The organism is Kitasatospora sp. NPDC023118 (assembly GCF_055560875.1).
Window position 1 is genome coordinate 266,743 of the sequence record NZ_JBVHHW010000009.1, and the last position, 15,819, is coordinate 282,561.

12 protein-coding genes are annotated in these 15,819 nt (G+C 71.3%); 3 read left to right on the forward strand and 9 right to left on the reverse strand.

Translation table 11 applies throughout. From position 1 onward, the window contains the following. Positions 1-10: 10 nt before the first annotated feature. The 6 genes from ACZ3UD_RS14735 to ACZ3UD_RS14760 form a co-directional block, all read right to left on the reverse strand. Complete coding sequence (locus tag ACZ3UD_RS14735; protein WP_465586293.1) at positions 11-1,489, reverse strand: DUF6529 family protein; 1,479 nt, start codon at positions 1,487-1,489, stop codon at positions 11-13. Next, positions 1,486-2,439 (reverse strand): metallophosphoesterase family protein, encoded by a 954-nt coding sequence (locus ACZ3UD_RS14740; RefSeq protein WP_465586295.1) that lies wholly within the window; start codon positions 2,437-2,439, stop codon positions 1,486-1,488. The genes ACZ3UD_RS14735 and ACZ3UD_RS14740 overlap by 4 nt, the downstream gene beginning before the upstream one ends. Beyond that, positions 2,436-2,960: a cupredoxin domain-containing protein gene (locus tag ACZ3UD_RS14745; RefSeq protein WP_465586296.1), complete on the reverse strand. Its 525-nt coding sequence runs from the start codon at positions 2,958-2,960 to the stop codon at positions 2,436-2,438. The genes ACZ3UD_RS14740 and ACZ3UD_RS14745 overlap by 4 nt, the downstream gene beginning before the upstream one ends. 306 nt (positions 2,961-3,266) lie before the next feature. Beyond that, positions 3,267-5,099, reverse strand: coding sequence for an alpha-keto acid decarboxylase family protein (locus tag ACZ3UD_RS14750; protein WP_465586298.1), 1,833 nt, complete (start codon positions 5,097-5,099; stop codon positions 3,267-3,269). Beyond that, on the reverse strand, positions 5,096-7,204 hold the full coding sequence (locus ACZ3UD_RS14755; RefSeq protein ID WP_465586300.1) for a flavin monoamine oxidase family protein: 2,109 nt from the start codon (positions 7,202-7,204) through the stop codon (positions 5,096-5,098). Before ACZ3UD_RS14755 ends, ACZ3UD_RS14750 begins: the two co-directional genes overlap by 4 nt. Before the next feature lie 27 nt (positions 7,205-7,231). Next, positions 7,232-8,722, reverse strand: coding sequence for a Dyp-type peroxidase (locus ACZ3UD_RS14760; protein WP_465586302.1), 1,491 nt, complete (start codon positions 8,720-8,722; stop codon positions 7,232-7,234). Positions 8,723-8,985: 263 nt separating this feature from the next. Here ACZ3UD_RS14760 and ACZ3UD_RS14765 point away from each other — a divergent pair, with 263 nt between their 5' ends. After that, positions 8,986-10,029, forward strand: a complete 1,044-nt coding sequence (locus tag ACZ3UD_RS14765) for a homoserine dehydrogenase (RefSeq protein WP_465586304.1) — start codon at positions 8,986-8,988, stop codon at positions 10,027-10,029. 350 nt (positions 10,030-10,379) lie between these two features. On the opposite strand, the gene ACZ3UD_RS14770 is transcribed toward ACZ3UD_RS14765, so the two are convergent. The 3 genes from ACZ3UD_RS14770 to ACZ3UD_RS14780 form a co-directional block, all read right to left on the reverse strand. Beyond that, positions 10,380-11,579, reverse strand: coding sequence for an NAD(P)/FAD-dependent oxidoreductase (locus ACZ3UD_RS14770; RefSeq protein WP_465586306.1), 1,200 nt, complete (start codon positions 11,577-11,579; stop codon positions 10,380-10,382). Further along, positions 11,576-11,773, reverse strand: coding sequence for a ferredoxin (locus ACZ3UD_RS14775; protein ID WP_465586308.1), 198 nt, complete (start codon positions 11,771-11,773; stop codon positions 11,576-11,578). The genes ACZ3UD_RS14770 and ACZ3UD_RS14775 overlap by 4 nt, the downstream gene beginning before the upstream one ends. A 151-nt stretch (positions 11,774-11,924) precedes the next feature. Next, complete coding sequence (locus ACZ3UD_RS14780) at positions 11,925-13,124, reverse strand: cytochrome P450 (protein WP_465586310.1); 1,200 nt, start codon at positions 13,122-13,124, stop codon at positions 11,925-11,927. A gap of 237 nt (positions 13,125-13,361) precedes the next feature. On the opposite strand from ACZ3UD_RS14780, the gene ACZ3UD_RS14785 reads away from it, so the two are divergent. Both ACZ3UD_RS14785 and ACZ3UD_RS14790 read left to right on the forward strand, forming a co-directional pair. Next, on the forward strand, positions 13,362-13,889 hold the full coding sequence (locus tag ACZ3UD_RS14785) for a MarR family winged helix-turn-helix transcriptional regulator (RefSeq protein WP_465586312.1): 528 nt from the start codon (positions 13,362-13,364) through the stop codon (positions 13,887-13,889). A 63-nt stretch (positions 13,890-13,952) separates the two neighbouring features. After that, the gene (locus ACZ3UD_RS14790) at positions 13,953-15,443 is read left to right on the forward strand and encodes a PTS transporter subunit EIIC (RefSeq protein WP_465586314.1); all 1,491 of its coding nucleotides are present in this window, start codon (positions 13,953-13,955) and stop codon (positions 15,441-15,443) included. The last annotated feature ends 376 nt before the right edge of the window (positions 15,444-15,819 follow it).

Below are 15,819 nucleotides of genomic sequence, written 5' to 3' on the forward strand. Positions count from 1 at the left end.
GCGAACCTCCTCACAGGCCGGGTGCCTGGAAGCCGTTCAGGTACCAGAAGGGGGCGGCGTACCAGATCAGGGCGATCGCGGTGACGAGGGCACCGCCGGCCAGCGGGAGTGCCCAGCCGGGCCAGCGGCGGTGCCGGACCACGATGACCTTGGCGACGAAGGCCCCGTAGAGGAAGCATCCAATGACCGAGTGAAGCGCCACACGGGCGTCGGTGAATTGGACGCCGTAGGCGGTGATGCAGTGCCGAGCGATGGGCAGGGAGAGGAGGAAGGCGATCAGGCCGATGAGGCGGTGCGTGGTGTGGACCAGGTGCGGTGCGGCTCGCAGTGCGGGCAGACGGCCGTAGATCCACAGGGCGAGGAGCAGCTGAATCAGCGCCAGGCCCAGGAGCGCCGATCCCAGTTGGGCTTTCAGCTGTTGTGCGTCATCGCCGCGATTCCCGAAGAGGCTGGTCTCGTAGTCGGGGGTGTGTACCCGGCCGTACCAGAAGAGGCCGGCCATCACCGCTACGGGCAGGAGAAGCCACAGGACGTCATGGAGCCGTCGGTGGCCGGTGGGGGGAGCGAGGCCCTCCACGTGCTCCGCCGCCGCTCTCGACTTCACCGCCGCTAGCGACGGCTGCCAGGCCACGACGATCAGCAGGGTGAGCGTCTCGGCGATGAGGCTGAGCAGGGCTTGCGGGGTGGGTTGCAGGCCGTTTTGGGAGAAGCCGAACAATCCGGTGGTGCGGGATGCGGCGAACCCGATGAGCGTGCAGACGGCGATCGCGGCGGCGGCGATCCGCAGGAGCAGGGGTGCCGCCAGCAGGAGGAGTGCGGCCACCGCGAAGGCGGTGCTGGCCTGCAGCAGGAACAGCGAGCCGATGATGTGGACGAGGTGGTAGCCGTCGATGTAGAGCTGGGCGTGGATGTATCCGCTCGCCGCGAGGGCGGCGGCGAGCGCCAGGCGCAGTACGAGGGGCAGGGCGGCCACGCGTCCTTGAGGGGTCCGGCGGGCAGCACCTGCGGACTGGGGCCGGAGCCCTGGCCGGGTTGGGGAAACGGATGGCTGTGGGTCCAGGTCACCTTCGTGCCCGCCTTGACCGTCAGCTGGTCGGGAGCGGGGGTGCCGCCGGGCCTCGGATGCCTGCCAGGTGGCGAGGATCAGCAGGGCGAGTGCCTCGGCGATGAGGCTGAGCGGGGCCTGCGGGGTGGGTTGCAGGCCGTTTTGGGAGAAGCCGAACAATCCGGTGGTGCGGGATGCGGCGAACCCGATGAGCGTGCAGACGGCGATCGCGGCGGCGGCGATCCGCAGGAGCAGGGGTGCCGCCAGCAGGAGGAGTGCGGCCACCGCGAAGGCGGTGCTGGCCTGCAGCAGGAACAGCGAGCCGATGATGTGGACGAGGTGGTAGCCGTCGATGTAGAGCTGGGCGTGGATGTATCCGCTCGCCGCGAGGGCGGCGGCGAGCGCCAGGCGCAGTGCGAGGGCGGGCAGGCTCCGGGTGTTCATGCGAGCTTCTCGTCCTTGACGGCCAGTGTGTGGCTGCCCTGCCAGTAATTGACGGTGCGGATGCCGAGTGCGTCCTTGAGGCGTCCGGCGGGCAGCACCTGTGGAAGTGGGGCGGGGCCCTGGCCGGGTTTGGGGAACGGGTAGCAGGTGGGGCGGGCCGAGTGGAAGGTGATGTTGCCCTCGGTCTTGCTGAACAGCTGGTGGACGTGCCCGTTGAGGCACGTGACTGAGGAGAAGCGGCGAAACATCGACAGCAGCTGTACCGCGTCGTCGGTGCCCCAGCCCCACGTCGGATACATCGCGAACAACGGGATGTGACTGAAGATGACGATGGGGGTGTCCGACGACAGGCCGGCGATGTCCTTGCGCACGAAGTCGATCTGGTCGTTGCCCAAGTGGCCGAGTTGCTCCAGGTGCAGCGTGTTGACCAGCGCGATGAAGTGCACACCGTGGGTGTCGAAGCTGTACCAGCCGTCGCCGACGGTGTTCTGGCCGAAGGTCTGTCGGTAGGCGCGTGGTCCGTTGTCTCCGATCGAGTCGTGCTCGCCCGGCACGGTGAAGACCCGGTCCGTGTCCAGTTGCGACAGCATCTGCTTGACCTGGTCGAACTGGGCGGGGGTGGAGAGGTGCGTCAGGTCGCCGCTGTGCATGACGAAGTCGGGTCGGAACCCGAGGGAGTTGACCTGGTTGATCGCTGCGGCGAACGTCCCGGTGACGTCCATGTTGGCCGGGCCCTGGAAGCCGATGTGGCTGTCGGAGATCTGCACGAAACGCAGGTCCGCGCTGCTCGCCGGGGCCGCGTTCGCCGATCCGGGGACATGGCTGATCACCTCTCCCGCGACGACTGTCAGGACGACGGCACCGCCGAACCAGGCGGAGTGCCGCATGAGCTGCCGGCGGGTCATGCCGTGCTCGCCGCCGCCGTCGGACTCGTGTGTGTCCTCGGTCATGGCGTCACCTCCACGGTGGCGGTCATGTACGGGTGGATGGAGCAGTAGTAGGGGTAGGTGCCGGGTTGGGTGAACGTGTAGCTGTAGGTGTCGTTGGCGGCCAGGGCTGCCGACTGCAGTGGCCCGCCCGATCCCGCCTTGCTGGTGACGGTGTGAGCGTCGGGGTCGGTGTTGGTCCAGGTCACCTTCGTACCCGCCTTGACCGTCAGAGTGGGCGGGGAGAACGCGAAGTTCTTGATCGTCACCGCGTTGGCAGCCGCTGGAGCGGACGGCTGACCGCCGGCAGGTGAGGTCGAGGACGCGCTCGGTGGTGCGCTGACAGCGACCGTACCGCTCGTTCCGGAGGCACCGGGAAATCCCGCCAGGGTCTGGCCGGGGCCGGGACTCAGCGCGCTGGCGGGTTCGGGGTGTGACGATCCGCCGCACGCGCTGAGCAGTCCGAGTGCTCCGGCGGCGACAGCGGCCAGACACACCGTACGTGACCGCCGGACCGGCGGCGAGGAGCCCGCATTCATGACCATCGTTCCTTCTGCGCGTCCCCAGCCGCACGGGCGGGTGCGATCCAGGACCAGTCCGGGATCGGTCGTCTCGGACAGACGGACGACCGCGTTGCACCCGCCGGGGGATGGTGGAAGGGGTGCGACCCGGTGGGTCACTCTAGGTGAGCGGACAGCGCATTCCGTGGAGCGAAACGAATCCCACAGCGGTGTCTCGCTGTTTCACCCTGGCGGCGGGCAGCGGAACACCTCAAGCAGGTCAGGGGCGTCCGGGCCGGCGCAGCGCGCACCGGCCCCCGTCGGAGACGGGGGCCGGTGGACTCGGGGTGGCTACTTGCACTTCTCGTCGATCTTGTACTGGAGCGCCCTCGGGTAGTCGTGCCGGCTGAGCCGGACGCGGGCCAGGATCGGCGCGTGGTTGATGTCGTTGCCGGCATCGGCGATGTCCAGCAGGAGCGAGTCGAGCTCGGTGTGGGTGGTGAGCTCGTACCCGTGCATCCGGTCCTTCTCCGTGCCGAAGACCTCGGCCAGCTTCTCGTACCGCCACGGGTGCAGCACGTTGTAGAAGTCGGCCCCGTCGGACGGCTTCTCCTTGTAGTAGCAGGGGCTGACCAGCATCTGCTCGATGCCGTAGAAGCCCTCGTTGTCCAGGACGAAGACCACCGGCCGCAGGTGGTGGCGCACCTGGGTGGACAGCTCCTGGCAGATCTCCTGGAACGAGCCGTCCCCGACGAACACCAGCGGCCGCTTCATCGGCTGCTGACGGCCCAGTGCCACGCCGGTGGCCGCGCCGACCGAGTAGCCGATGGACAGCCAGCTGTTCTGGGCCAGGAAGCCGGCCCGCTCGGTGATCCGCAGGTTCATCGAGCCGAGCAGCGCGAACGCCGCGTCCGAGACCACCGTGAACGGCGAGGGGGCCTGCGGGTCCCCGCCGGTGGCCTGGTGCTCCAGGAAGAAGTTGATGTGCTGGAAGAAGCTGTCGTACGTCAGCTCCGCCGGGTACTGGGCGGTGCTCAGCGAGTCCAGGAAGTCGGCCGTGCTGGCCGGGACGTCCAGGCCCGCCGCGTGCGCCAGCGCGAAGTGGTCGGCGGGGAAGGTCTGTCCCGCCAGTGCGTTGCTCAACGCCGGTATGAACCGCCCCAGTTGGACCTCGGGGAAGTAGTTGGCGCCGACGCTGACGCCGTCGCGGGCCGCCACGATCCAGTCATCGCCGATCGACTGGTCGCCGCCGAGGTTCTTGGACGTGGACCAGGTCCCCAGGCCGATCCGGCACCCGGCATTCTTGAAGGTCTTCCGGATCTCCGGCAGGCTCGCCTTGCCGTTGTAGACGCCGGCGAACAGCGGATGTCGCTCGGAGACCACGGACTTCGCGCCGACCGTGGTGCAGAACTGCATCCGGGTGCTCTCGACGAACTCCAGCAGCTCGTCCTCCAGCCGCTGGCGGACCAGTTCCTCGCCGGCCCAGACGATCGGTGTGCGGAACTTTCCGATCAGCTCCACCGCCGCCGTGACCGCCTTGGCCAGCATCTCCTCGTTCCGCTTGGTGAACGTCCGCTCGTGAGCCCGGAGTTCACCCTGCGGAGGATTGCACGGCGCGTGCCAGAGGTCCTCCATCACCTCCAGGTAGACCGGCTTGCGCTCGGTCAGGCACGCGGTGATCGCGCTGTCGATCTGCCAGGGTGCGAGCCCCGGGTTGGAGAGCACCTGCGCGTCCACCGTGACCTGCCGGTAGACGTTCAGGTTGCTCTCCCGGCGCGGGCTCATGTGCGAGGTGAGCAGGCCGACCGCCTGCTGGTTGAGCCACTGCTCGTAGGAGGGCGCCGCGTTGATCGCGATCAGCGGCACGTCCTCGACGTACGCGCCGCCGATCGTGTTGAGCAGGCTGAACGCGCCCACCCCGTAGGTCACCGCGACGGCGCCGATGGCCTGCTCGCCCTTGGCCGGGTCGACGTCGGCGGTCCGCACCCGGGCGTAGGCGTCCGCGGCGTAGCCGCCGCCCATCTCGGTCGGGGTTCCGATCCAGCGCACGCTGGTGGTGGCCTGCATGATCGTCAGGAACGGGCCGAGGAAGTCGCCCGGTACCCCGAACAGGTACCGGATGCCCAACTGCTCCAGCCTGGTGGCCAGATAACGGGCCACCGTCCATTCGTGGTTGCCGCTCATCTGCTCAGCGCCTCCTCTCGGCGTTCCCGGCGGGCCTGTACCTCAGGCTGGATCTCCGGTTCCGCCCGGGGCGGCGGAGGCGGCGCCTCGTGCACGGCGATGGCCGCCCGGACGGCGGTCTCCACCGCGCCCTCGATCCAGGCGTGCTTGAGCGAGACGTGTTCGCCGGCGAAGTGCACCGGGCCCTCCGGCTTGACCACGTCGAGGTGGAAGCTGGTCATCTGGTGCGGGGTGTACACCGCCGCCTCGCCGAAGGCGTACGGGTCGCGCAGCCAGCTCTGGGTCTTCCCGTAGCCGGTGTAGAACACCTCGATCCGCCGGCCGTGCACCGACTGGAGGTTGCGCAGCGCGTAGACGTACCGCTCGTCGTCCTCCATGGAGTCCCAGCGCACCGCGTCGTCCGACCAGCTGTAGGCGGCCAGCACCACGCCGCCGCCGTCGCTGTCGGGCACCGGGTGCGACGGGTAGTACATGAAGCGGTTCGGGTTGTCGGTGGTCGAGCCGCCGCCGAAGCAGTTGGTGGCGGGGCGCACGTTCGCCCGGAGCAGCGGGGTGTGCTCGTAGACCTCCTTCTGAGCCTGGCTGATCCGCCGGTCGTCCACGCTCGCGTGCGCGCCGAGCAGCACCTCCGGCACGTCGCGCGGCGGCCGGTGGCCGTTGTTCGCGGCGGCGACGGCCGCCTCGGCGTCCTCCTCGCCGGCCCGCTGGTAGTACTCGTACAGGCCGGGTGCGATGGAGTCGAGCTCGACCTTCCAGTCCGCCTCGGTGAACTCCCACCAGCGGCGGGAGAACTCCAGCAGCACCTTGGTGGCCTGGTCGTAGTGGGTCTCGATGATCGCCCGGCGCTTCTTGTACGAGAACGGGGGCGTCACCTGGACGAACCGCAGGGCGGAGAACGGGACCGTGACGATCGCGAAGTCGCCCCTCCAGACGTCGGGTTCGGCCTCCGGGTCGTCCTCGGGGACGGTCAGGACGGCGACCTGCGGCCCGTTCGGGCCGACGTGCCGGCCGCCCCCGCCGTCCCGACGAGGGTCCCAGTACTCGATTTGGATCATCCGCTCGCCCATCCGCAGCTCGTTTCGGAGCTCCTCGGCGAGCGCGTGGGGCAGGTTCCAGCTGCCGCCCTCGATCTCCCAGTAGGTGGCCTTCGGGTTGATGTCGCTGCGGCCCAGGAAGGTGTGGAAGAACGACAGGTGCAGCCGTGAGGTCATGTTCTCGATCGTGCCGATCGCCTCGATGGCCTCGTCGCTGAAGCCCGCGTACTCACGCAGGAAGCGGCCCATCGAGTAGCCGTCGAAGTCGCGGATCACCCGGGCCCAGCCGTCCAGCCACTCGGCGAACGGCTTGTTCTCCCGCTTGCCGTCCTTGATCACCGAGTAGTAGTCGCGGACCGGCTCCAGTGCCTGGTTGACCATGTCGGCGGCGGTGATCCGCACCTCGTCGCCGGTGAGGTGGAAGCCCTCGTTGATGCAGCTGGGGTCGGCGGCGTACTCGCTGCGGCGGGCCTGGATCCGGTTCGTGCGGATCCAGGAGTTGAAGCGCTTGACCGGTTCGCGGAAGTCCGGGCTGTCCGCGCCGTACTTCCAGACCTTGCCGGGCTCGAAGGACTCGTAGACCACCGGCGGGACGGGCGCGTTCTGGTTGCCGGTGTCCGGATCGACGTCGACGTTGAAGAACAGCTGCCGGTTCAGGCCGAGGCTGTCGACCAGCGCCAGGGTGAGCGGGTGGAAGCTGGGCAGCCGCATCGCCCCGGCCTCCGCGTACTGATCCGGGTCGTAGAACGGTCCGTCCACCTCGTCGTCGGTGGAGCGGAACGTCTTGATCCGGCCGCCCACCCGGTTGGCGTTGGCCTCCAGGATGGTGACGTTGTGCCCGGCGTCCTTGAGCAGCTTCCCGGCGACCAGGCCGGCGATGCCCGCGCCGACGATCAGCACGTCCTTGGACTCGTCCGTCTCCGGGATGCCGTCCTTGATCAGGACGTCGAGGTAGCGCAGCTTCAGGTCCTTGTCGTCCGGACCGACCAGCAGCAGCTCGCGCGCCAGCTGCCGGCAGGTCCGCCAGCGGGCGCGGTCGTTGGCTGTGCCCTCGATGACGGGGTTCTCCATTGGTGTCTCCTCGGGGGCGCTCGGTGGTCAGGAGCCGACCGGCTTGTTGGGGAGGTCCTTGCCCTCGGCGAGCAGCCGCAGCGTGCTGATCGAGGGGGTGAAGGCGTAGAGCGCACCCGTGGTGCGGACGAAGCGCTTCATGTCGACGGTGCCGTGCGTGCCGTCCGCGAGCGCGATCGAGGCCTTGCCGGCGAGGCCGATGACCTTGTCGAGTCCGTTGTGCGGCTCCGGGGTGGGAGCCTCCAGGCCGGGGGTGAACTCGGGGTTGTCGGACCAGTGCTGCTGGACCAGCTCGAACTGCTGCTCCAGTGAGGTGCCGTAGCAGACGAAGATCAGCCCGCGGTCCTTGCCGTCGTCCTTGGTGCCCTTGAACTCCGGGCCGTACGGGATGCCCCGGCGCATCAGGCGGTGGCTCTTCGGCTTGTTGTCGACGATGCCGGCGAAGGCGCGCGGGTGGGTGCGGCGGATGTGGGCGACCCAGGGGGTGTGCTGCCCGATGGGGTCGTCCCGGTAGTCGAAGTCGTTGCGGTCGGAGCCGAGACCGGTCACGGTGCTGACCGGCGGGGCGAGCGGTGTGCCGTTCTTCTCGCGGCCGACCAGGCAGGCGCCGAGCCGGTTGGGGTCCATGGTCCCGGTGAACTGCTTGACGCCGTCCACCACGGCCTGGTTCCAGCCCGCGACGTCCTGGCGCAGTCGGCGCACCACCTGGAGCGAGCCGTTCTTCATCCACTCGGGCGCCTGCCGGTCGCCCGTCTCACTCTTGTGGCCGAAGACGAACTCGCCGGGCTCGATCAGCTCGGTCCCGGCGTGGTTGTCGCGGAAGCCCTTGCGCTCCTGGCTCTCACGGTGGAAGTCCTTCACGCCGGGCTGGGAGATGCCGTCCTTGTAGCCGAAGTGCTCGTGCCCCTTCAGCGGGCCCGTCAGGGTGCGGCCCTCGTCCACGTGGACGCGCGTGATGTGGTGCGTGTTCTCGACCGCGTCGAGGTTCTTCAGCTTCTCCTTCAGCAGCTCCTCGGTGTCCGCGGCGACGATGAGGACGGCGTGCACGACCTTGTCACCGGTCCCGGCGCCGAACAGCCAGTGCTTGGGGTCGCTCTCGGCGGTGTCCCCGAGGTCCTTGGCCCGCGCGGCCGCGCCCGCGCAGAACGACTTGAAGGTGCTGAGGTCCTTCTTGACCTGATCGGGCTTGTTGGCGACGGTCACGAGGCCCTCGAAGGTGAGCGAGACCCCGCAGCGGACGGTCGTCATGGCGGGGTCGCGGCCGAAGGCCCGGCGGGACAGCGAGAACTGCTCGTTGAAGTCCTCGGTCTCGCTGGTCGTCGCGACGGTGTTGAGGATCGCGGAGAGCCAGCCGCGGCCCTTGTCGGCGTCCGGGAAGTGCAGGTAGCGGAAGTCCGTGAAGTCCTTGTTGAACGCGGCCAGGACGTTGCCCTGGATGTCGGTGTTCGTGCGCAGCTTCGGCTGGGGCAGCTGCTCGATGGACGGTACGGCGGTGGGGCGTGTGGGGGTCGTGGTCATGCTCGGGCTCCTCGCGCGGGGAATGGGCAGCAGTGATCACAAAATGTGATTAAACTACTACTTAGCGTAGCTTCGTCGTCGAGAGTCCTGTCAACCGGAGGTCGGCCCCTCGGCGGTGTCGCACAGCGTCACCGGATGCGGCGACTTCGGATCCGCCCGCTGCGGGGCACGCGGCGGAGCTGACGGACCGGCGGACGCGGGCCGGTCCCGCCGAGGGCGCCCGCGGCCGGAGCGCCGGACGGCCCCGGCGGTATTCTGCCGGGATGCCTTCATCGCACGGTAGGACCAGCGTGCCGCCCGAACCGGTGGATGATCCGACGGTCGTGCTGTCGGGCTTCGGTCCCGTGGGCCAGGCCTACGCCGAGCGGCTGCTGACGCGGGGTGACGAGCTCGCGCGCGCCCACGGGATGCGGCCGAGGCTCGCGGCCGTGCGCGTCGGATCCGCGCAGGCCCTGGTCCGCGACGGCGAGCCGGTACCGCCGCGACCGGGGTGGGGTCCGCTGGCGCCGCTGGAGCACACCCTCGACCGAACCGGCGCGCGGGTGCTGGTCCAGGCACTTCCCTCGTCGCCGCAGGCACGGCGGCAGGCCGCCGAGGAAGCCGCCTCGGCGCTGCGCCGGGGCGTCCACGTCGTCACCGCGACCAAGAGCCACCTGCTGAGCCACTGGTGCGAACTCGCGGACGCCGCACGGGCGGGCGGCAGCCTGATCAGGATCTCCGGGGCCACCGGGGCGGCCCTCCCGGCGGCCGATCTGGCCCGGACGGGAGTGCGCGGTCTCGGCTGCCGGTCGCTGCGGGCCTGCCCCAACGGGACCGCGACCTTCGTCCTCGACCGCCTGGCGGCGGGCGACTCCCTGGCGGGGGCGGTCCGCGAGGCCCAGCGCCGCGGCATCGCGGAGGCCGACCCGTCGGCCGACCTCTCCGGCGCCGACGCGGCGACGAAGGTCCGACTGCTCGCGGCCCTGCTCTGGGGCTGGGACCCGGCGGCCGTGCGCGTCAGCACGGAACCGGTGGACGAGCGGGCCGGCCGGGAGGCCCTGGCCGCGGCCGCCGGCGGGTGCCGCCTGCGCGCCGTGGCGACGGCGAGCGCGGACCACCCGCTGGTGGTCGAGGTGCGGCTGGAGCGGACGGCCCCCGGTGACCCGCTGTACGCGCTGACCGGTCCGGAGAAGGCGGTCGTCTACGGCTGCCCCGATGCCGGGGACATCACCGTGAGTGGCGGCCGTTCCAGCCCGCTCGGCGCGGCGCTCGCGATGCTGCGGGACACCCTCGACGTTCTGGCGCCTCGCGGCTTCGGCTTCGGCTGAGCCGGGGGCGCCGGGGCGGTGTGGTCCGGGCGGTCCGGCGGCTTCCCGGGAACGTGCGGTATCCGGGACCGTGTCCGGCAGGGCGCCGCCGGCGGGCATGAGCGGTGCCTCGAAGACGCCGTCCTCGGTGAAGGTCTCGGCCAGGGCGCCGGCGTCGCGGGTCAGCGGACCGGCGTGGACGTAGCTCCGGAAGATCTCCTTCGGGGTTCTGGACACGACGGTCTCCCTGGGTTCGGACAGCGGAAGTCCATCCCGTCACGGCGGCGGCTTCCAGGGGCGGGGAGGCCTGAGGCGCCCGCCACCCCCGCCCGGTCGGTGGCGGGGGCGGCGGGCGCCTCACCGGCCCCGGCTCAGACCGCCCCGGGCGGCCACGGGCTGTGCGCCGCGACCTGGGCGCGCAGGTGGCGCAGGGCCCGGGCGGAGGCGATGCCGACCGCGCCGGTGACCAGGCCGTCCCGTACGCAGGCGGCGGCGAAGCGGTGTTCGGCGAGGCTGCCGTCGACCACCTCGAACCGTTCGGCGCCGCCGGGCCGGCCGAACACCTGGACGCGCAGCCCGTACTGATCGGTCCACAGGTACGGGACCGGCTCGTACGCCTGCCGGGCGCCGTCCGGGCCGGCCAGCAGGTTCCGGGCGGCGTGCATCGCCTGCTCGGTGGCGTTGGTGCGCTGTTCGAGGCGGCGGTGGCGGCCGGTGCGCGGGTCGGGCCAGGAGGCGGCGTCGCCGGCCGCCCAGACGCCGGGGCCGGCGGCGCAGTAGGCGTCGCAGACCACGCCGTCGTCCAGCGGGACGCCGCTGTCGGCCAGCCACTCGGTGGCCGGCTCGGAGCCGATGGCCATCAGTACGGCGTCGGCGGCCACTTCGGAGCCGTCGGCCAGGCGCACCCCGGCGGCCCGGCCGTGCCGTTCGAGCAGTGCCGTGGCCACGCCCTGGTGGATCCGCACTCCGTGCTCGCGGTGCAGGTCCGTCAGCAGCGCGGCCGTCTCGGTACCGAGGACGGCGGCCAGCGGAGTGGCGGTGGAGGCCAGCCAGGTCACCTCGGCGCCGAGCCCGACGGCGGTGGCCGCCGCCTCGGCGCCGAGCAGCCCGCCGCCGACCACCAACAGCCGTACGCCCGAGCGTAGTTCTTCGCGCAGCGCGAGGGCGTCGTCGAGGGTGCGCAGCACGTGGGCCCCCGGCAGCGGTCCGCCCGCGCCGGGGAGCCGGCGCGGGCGGACCCCGGTGGCCACGATGAGGGCCTGGCAGCGCACCCGGTGGCCGTCGGACAGCAGCACGCTCCGCTCCCGGCGGTCCAGGCGTTCGGCCCGCACCCCCAGGCGCAGGTCGAGCCGGAGCTCCTCCAGCGCCTGGGGACCGCGCAGGGCCAGCCGGTCGGGCTGCCATTCCCCGCCCAGCAGGTGTTTGGACAACGGTGGCCGGTCGTAAGGGGGTTCGTCCTCGGCCCCGATCAGGGTGAGGCGGCCGTCGTAGCCGGCCCGGCGCAGCGCTTCCGCGGCGTGCAGTCCGGCCGCGCCGGCGCCGACGACGGTCACCTCCCGCAGAGCGGTCACACCTGCTCCAGGCGGATCGCCGCGGCCGGGCAGACGGCGGCGGCGTCCTCGACGGCCTGGTGGAGTTCGGCGGGCGGCTCGGCGTCGAGCAGGAGGACGATGCCGTCCTCGTCGCGCTGGTCGAAGACGTCGGGGGCGGCGAGTACGCAGTGCCCGGCGCCGCAGCACTTCTCCTCGTCGATGTGGATGAGCATGGTGTTCCCTTCGGGACATGGCCGGTCGGGGCCCTTGCGGGGGCTGACTCCGGTGGATGGTAGGTGCGTTGGAGCGCTCGGTACTCGGCGCCCGGTCGCGGCCCGGTGGGGCCGGGCCGCCGGGCGGTTGGTCAGGCCGGGTGGGGCCCGGTCACCAGGCGATCGGCAGCTCGTGGACGCCGTAGACGAGCATCTCGCCGCGGAACCTGATCTCCTCGAACGGTGCGGCCAGCCGCAGTTCGGGCAGTCGCCGCAGAACGGTGTTCAGGGCGATCTGCAGTTCCAGTCGGGCGAGGGGCTGTCCCAGGCACTGGTGGACGCCGAAGCCGAAGGCCAGGTGGCGGCGCGCGTCGCGGGCCAGGTCGAGCTCGTCGCCGTTCGGGAACTCCCGCTCGTCCCGGTTCGCGGTGCTGATCATGCAGACGACGCCCTCGCCGGCGCGGATCCGCGCGCCGCCCAGCTCGACGTCCTCGGTGGCGATCCGGGTCAGGCCGGAGTGCACGATGGTCAGGTAGCGCAGCAGCTCCTCGACCGCCCCGGGGACGGACTCGGGGTGCTCGCGCAGGTGGGCGAGCTGGTCGGGGTTGCGCAGCAGGGCGAGGACGGAGAGCGCGATCATGTTCGCGGTGGTCTCGTGTCCGGCGATCAGCAGCAGCCGGCCCATCGCGCCGATCTCCTCGGTGCTCAGATCGCCGCGGGCCACCAGGCGGCTGAGGATGCCGTCGTCGGGCTGGGTGCGCTTGGTGTCGGTGAGTTCGATCAGGTAGTCCGCCAGCCGGGTCTGGGCGGCGATGACGTCCTCGGCGGAGGAGTCGCGGTGCAGCAGGACGCGGCTGCACTCCTGGAAGAAGACGTGGTCCTGGTAGGGGACGCCGAGCAGCAGGCAGATGACCAGGGACGGCAGGGGCAGGGCGAACTCGCGGACCAGGTCGGCGCTGGAGCGTCCTTCGGTCATGCGGTCCAGCAGGTCGTCGGCGATGCGCTGGATCTCGGGGCGCAGCGCCTCGACCTTCTTGATCATGAATTCGCCGGTGAGCATCCGGCGCAGACGGGAGTGCTCCGGGTCGTCCATCCGGATGAAGGTGGGCTGACGGGAGTTCAGCTGCTGGGCGCCCGCGCCGACGGAGGGGAAGCCGGGCCGGGTGGCGTCGGCGCTGAAGCGGGAGTCGGCGAGGACCGCCTTGACGTCCTCGTGGTGGGTGACCAGCCAGCTGGTCGAGCCGTCCCACAGGGAGATGCGGCTGATCGGCTCCTCCTGCTGGGCCTGCCGGTAGGCGGGTGGCGGGGCGAACGGGCAGGCGCCGCGGGCGGCGGGGTGGGTGAAGCGTGGGGTCTGCGCGGCAGTGGCCATCAGGGGGCTCCCCTTCTCGGAGCTGGGTGGGGCCGGCGGTGCCGGTGGGGTGGGCCTGCGGGTGTGGTGGGGCAGGTCCCGGGCCATTTACGTGCCAAAAGCAACTAACTGAACGTCACGCTAACTCGCGGTCCGTGGTGAGGAAAGGGTGCATCGGCGGACGGTCGAATCTGTCCGAAATCCGGTCACGGGTGCCCGCCGCGGCCGCAGTCCCCGCCGGATCGCTACAGTTCCTCCATGCCGGACGCCGAAGACGAGCGGATCACCACCGCCGACCTGGAAGCCGTACTGGCCTCGCTGGCCTACCTGCTGACGCGTTCACAGGAGCACGAACGCCGTACCGCCCGGGCCGGCATCACCGCCGCCCGCTCGGACGTCTACCTGCTGCGCGCGCTCGCCGAGGCCGAGGGAGCCAGCCGGGTGAGCGACCTGGCCGACCGGCTGATGGTCAAGCCCTCCCACGTCACCCGGCAGATCGACCGCCTCCAGGGCCAGCGGCTGGTGGAACGCACCCAGGACGAGCTGGACCGGCGGGCCCGCCAGGTGGCGATCACCGCCGACGGACGGGAGATGCTCGACCGCCTGAAACAGGCCAACATCGCCGGACTGGCCAGTGCCCTGGACGGCGTCCCGGAGCCGGACGTCGCCGCCACGGTCAGCGTGCTGCGCCATCTGGTCGACCGGTACGTGCACCGGGTGCGCACCACGATGCTGTCCGAGGACGCCCCGCTCCCGGCCGGGCCCGCCGCCCACGAGGCCGGTTGAGCACCGGGCCCGCCGCCCGCGAGGCGGGTTGAGCTCCGGGGCGATCCGGGTACGTCCCCCGGCATGTCGGACGAGAAGAACCGCGCCGTGGCCGAGGCGATCCTCCCGCTGGTCGGCGGCGCCGCCAACATCCTTTCGGTCGCCCACTGCATGACCCGGCTGCGGCTGGGCCTCGCGGACCGCTCCCTGGTCGACCACGAGGCGCTCAGGGCACTGCCGGCCGTCCTGGGCACGGTCGAGGACGACACCTATCAGATCGTCCTAGGCCCCGGCGCCGTCGCCGGCGTCACCGCCCAGCTGCGCCGGCTCCTGGACTCCGGCAGCCCGCCCGGAAGCGGGAACGCCCCTACCGCCGAGGACCTCGCCGGTCGCGGCGCCCGGATCCGGGCGCAGGCCCGGGTGCGCAACGCGACCCCGGTGAAACGGGCACTGCGCCGGATCGCCGACATCTTCGTCCCGCTGATCCCCGCCCTGATCGGCTGCGGCATCGTCGCCGCCCTCTCCGGCGCCCTCGCCAACCTCGGCTGGGCGCCGTCGCTGGTCGCCGCCCTGGGGCCGGTCTCCTCGGGGTTCATGTCCCTGCTCGCCGTCTTCGTCGGCTACAACACCGCGAAGGAGTTCGGCGGTACGCCCGTGCTGGGCGGGGCCGTGGCCAGTGTGATCGTCTACGCGGGCGTCGCCAAGGTGGAGGCGTTCGGCCACCACCTCACCCCCGGGCAGGGCGGGGTGGTCGGGGCGCTGCTCGCCGCGCTGCTGGCGGTCCAGATCGAACGATGGACCCGGCGGATCCTGCCCGCCGCCCTGGACGTCCTGGTCACCCCCACGGTCACCGTCCTGTTCGGTGGCCTGGCCGCCCTGTTCGGCCTGATGTTCGTCGCGGGGGAGGTGTCCACCGCCATCGGCCACGCCGCCACCTGGCTGCTCGCCCACGGCGGCCTGCTCGCCGGGCTCGTGCTCGGCGGCCTCTTCCTGCCGCTCGTCATGCTCGGCCTGCACCAGGCGCTGATCCCGATCCACACCACCTTGATCCAGCAACAGGGCTCCACCGTCCTGCTGCCGATCCTCGCCATGGCCGGGGCCGGGCAGGTCGGCTGCGCCGCGGCCGTCTACCTGAGGCTGCGCCACAACGTCTCCATCCGGGCCGTCATCAGGTCCGCGCTCCCGGCGGGCCTGCTCGGGGTCGGCGAGCCCCTGGTCTACGGGGTCACCCTGCCGCTGGGGCGTCCGTTCGTCACCGCCTGCGTAGGCGGCGCCGCCGGGGGCGCCTTCGTCGGCGTGGCCGGCCAGCTCGGCGGCGCGGTCGGCTCGACGGCGATCGGCCCCTCCGGCTGGGCGCTGTTCCCCCTGCTGGCCGGCCCGCACGGGATGGCGGCGAGCGTCGCCGTCTACGCCGGCGGGCTGCTGACCGGCTACGTCGTGGGCTTCCTGGCGACGTACTTCTTCGGCTTCACCCGGGAGATGCTCGCCGAGTACAACGCCTCCGCCGCGGACCCCGCCCCGGCTGAGACCGCCGAGCCCGTTTCCGAGCCCGCCGAACCCGCCGCGCCCGCATAGGCGCGGTGTCAGAGGGTCCGCCGACGGCGCTCCTCCAAGCGGCAGAGGTGAAGGGTCCGTTGCGGATCGGCGGGGATCCGAGTGTGACGTGGGCCTCGGCCCGGGAAGATCGCCTGTACTCAGAGCACGGGCGGCGACTCGGCCAGTGACGGACAAATCGCTCAAACCACGACATAAACCGTGAGCCCGCTCACACCCGAAAACGTCAACGACCGGCGATAGTAGCCACCCCCGGCAGCACCCCGCGCCCCCCGACCACGACATCCGCCCAGCTCAGCGCAGTGACCGACCACGCACCCCACCCCGTGAACCGACCTCCGCGAACCCCCGATCTACGACAGCGGATCGTCACAAGGGGGTCTTGTCGGAAACCGAT

What these genes read in the sequence shown, in the direction of transcription:
- ACZ3UD_RS14740 (WP_465586295.1), bottom strand. Translation starts at nt 2,439, where the DNA reads ATGACCGAGGACACACACGAGTCCGACGGCGGCGGCGAGCACGGCATG.
- ACZ3UD_RS14735 (WP_465586293.1), bottom strand. Translation starts at nt 1,489, where the DNA reads ATGAACACCCGGAGCCTGCCCGCCCTCGCACTGCGCCTGGCGCTCGCC.
- ACZ3UD_RS14765 (WP_465586304.1), top strand. Translation starts at nt 8,986, where the DNA reads ATGCCTTCATCGCACGGTAGGACCAGCGTGCCGCCCGAACCGGTGGAT.
- ACZ3UD_RS14760 (WP_465586302.1), bottom strand. Translation starts at nt 8,722, where the DNA reads ATGACCACGACCCCCACACGCCCCACCGCCGTACCGTCCATCGAGCAG.
- ACZ3UD_RS14775 (WP_465586308.1), bottom strand. Translation starts at nt 11,773, where the DNA reads ATGCTCATCCACATCGACGAGGAGAAGTGCTGCGGCGCCGGGCACTGC.
- ACZ3UD_RS14785 (WP_465586312.1), top strand. Translation starts at nt 13,362, where the DNA reads ATGCCGGACGCCGAAGACGAGCGGATCACCACCGCCGACCTGGAAGCC.
- ACZ3UD_RS14790 (WP_465586314.1), top strand. Translation starts at nt 13,953, where the DNA reads ATGTCGGACGAGAAGAACCGCGCCGTGGCCGAGGCGATCCTCCCGCTG.
- ACZ3UD_RS14750 (WP_465586298.1), bottom strand. Translation starts at nt 5,099, where the DNA reads ATGAGCGGCAACCACGAATGGACGGTGGCCCGTTATCTGGCCACCAGG.
- ACZ3UD_RS14780 (WP_465586310.1), bottom strand. Translation starts at nt 13,124, where the DNA reads ATGGCCACTGCCGCGCAGACCCCACGCTTCACCCACCCCGCCGCCCGC.
- ACZ3UD_RS14755 (WP_465586300.1), bottom strand. Translation starts at nt 7,204, where the DNA reads ATGGAGAACCCCGTCATCGAGGGCACAGCCAACGACCGCGCCCGCTGG.
- ACZ3UD_RS14745 (WP_465586296.1), bottom strand. Translation starts at nt 2,960, where the DNA reads ATGGTCATGAATGCGGGCTCCTCGCCGCCGGTCCGGCGGTCACGTACG.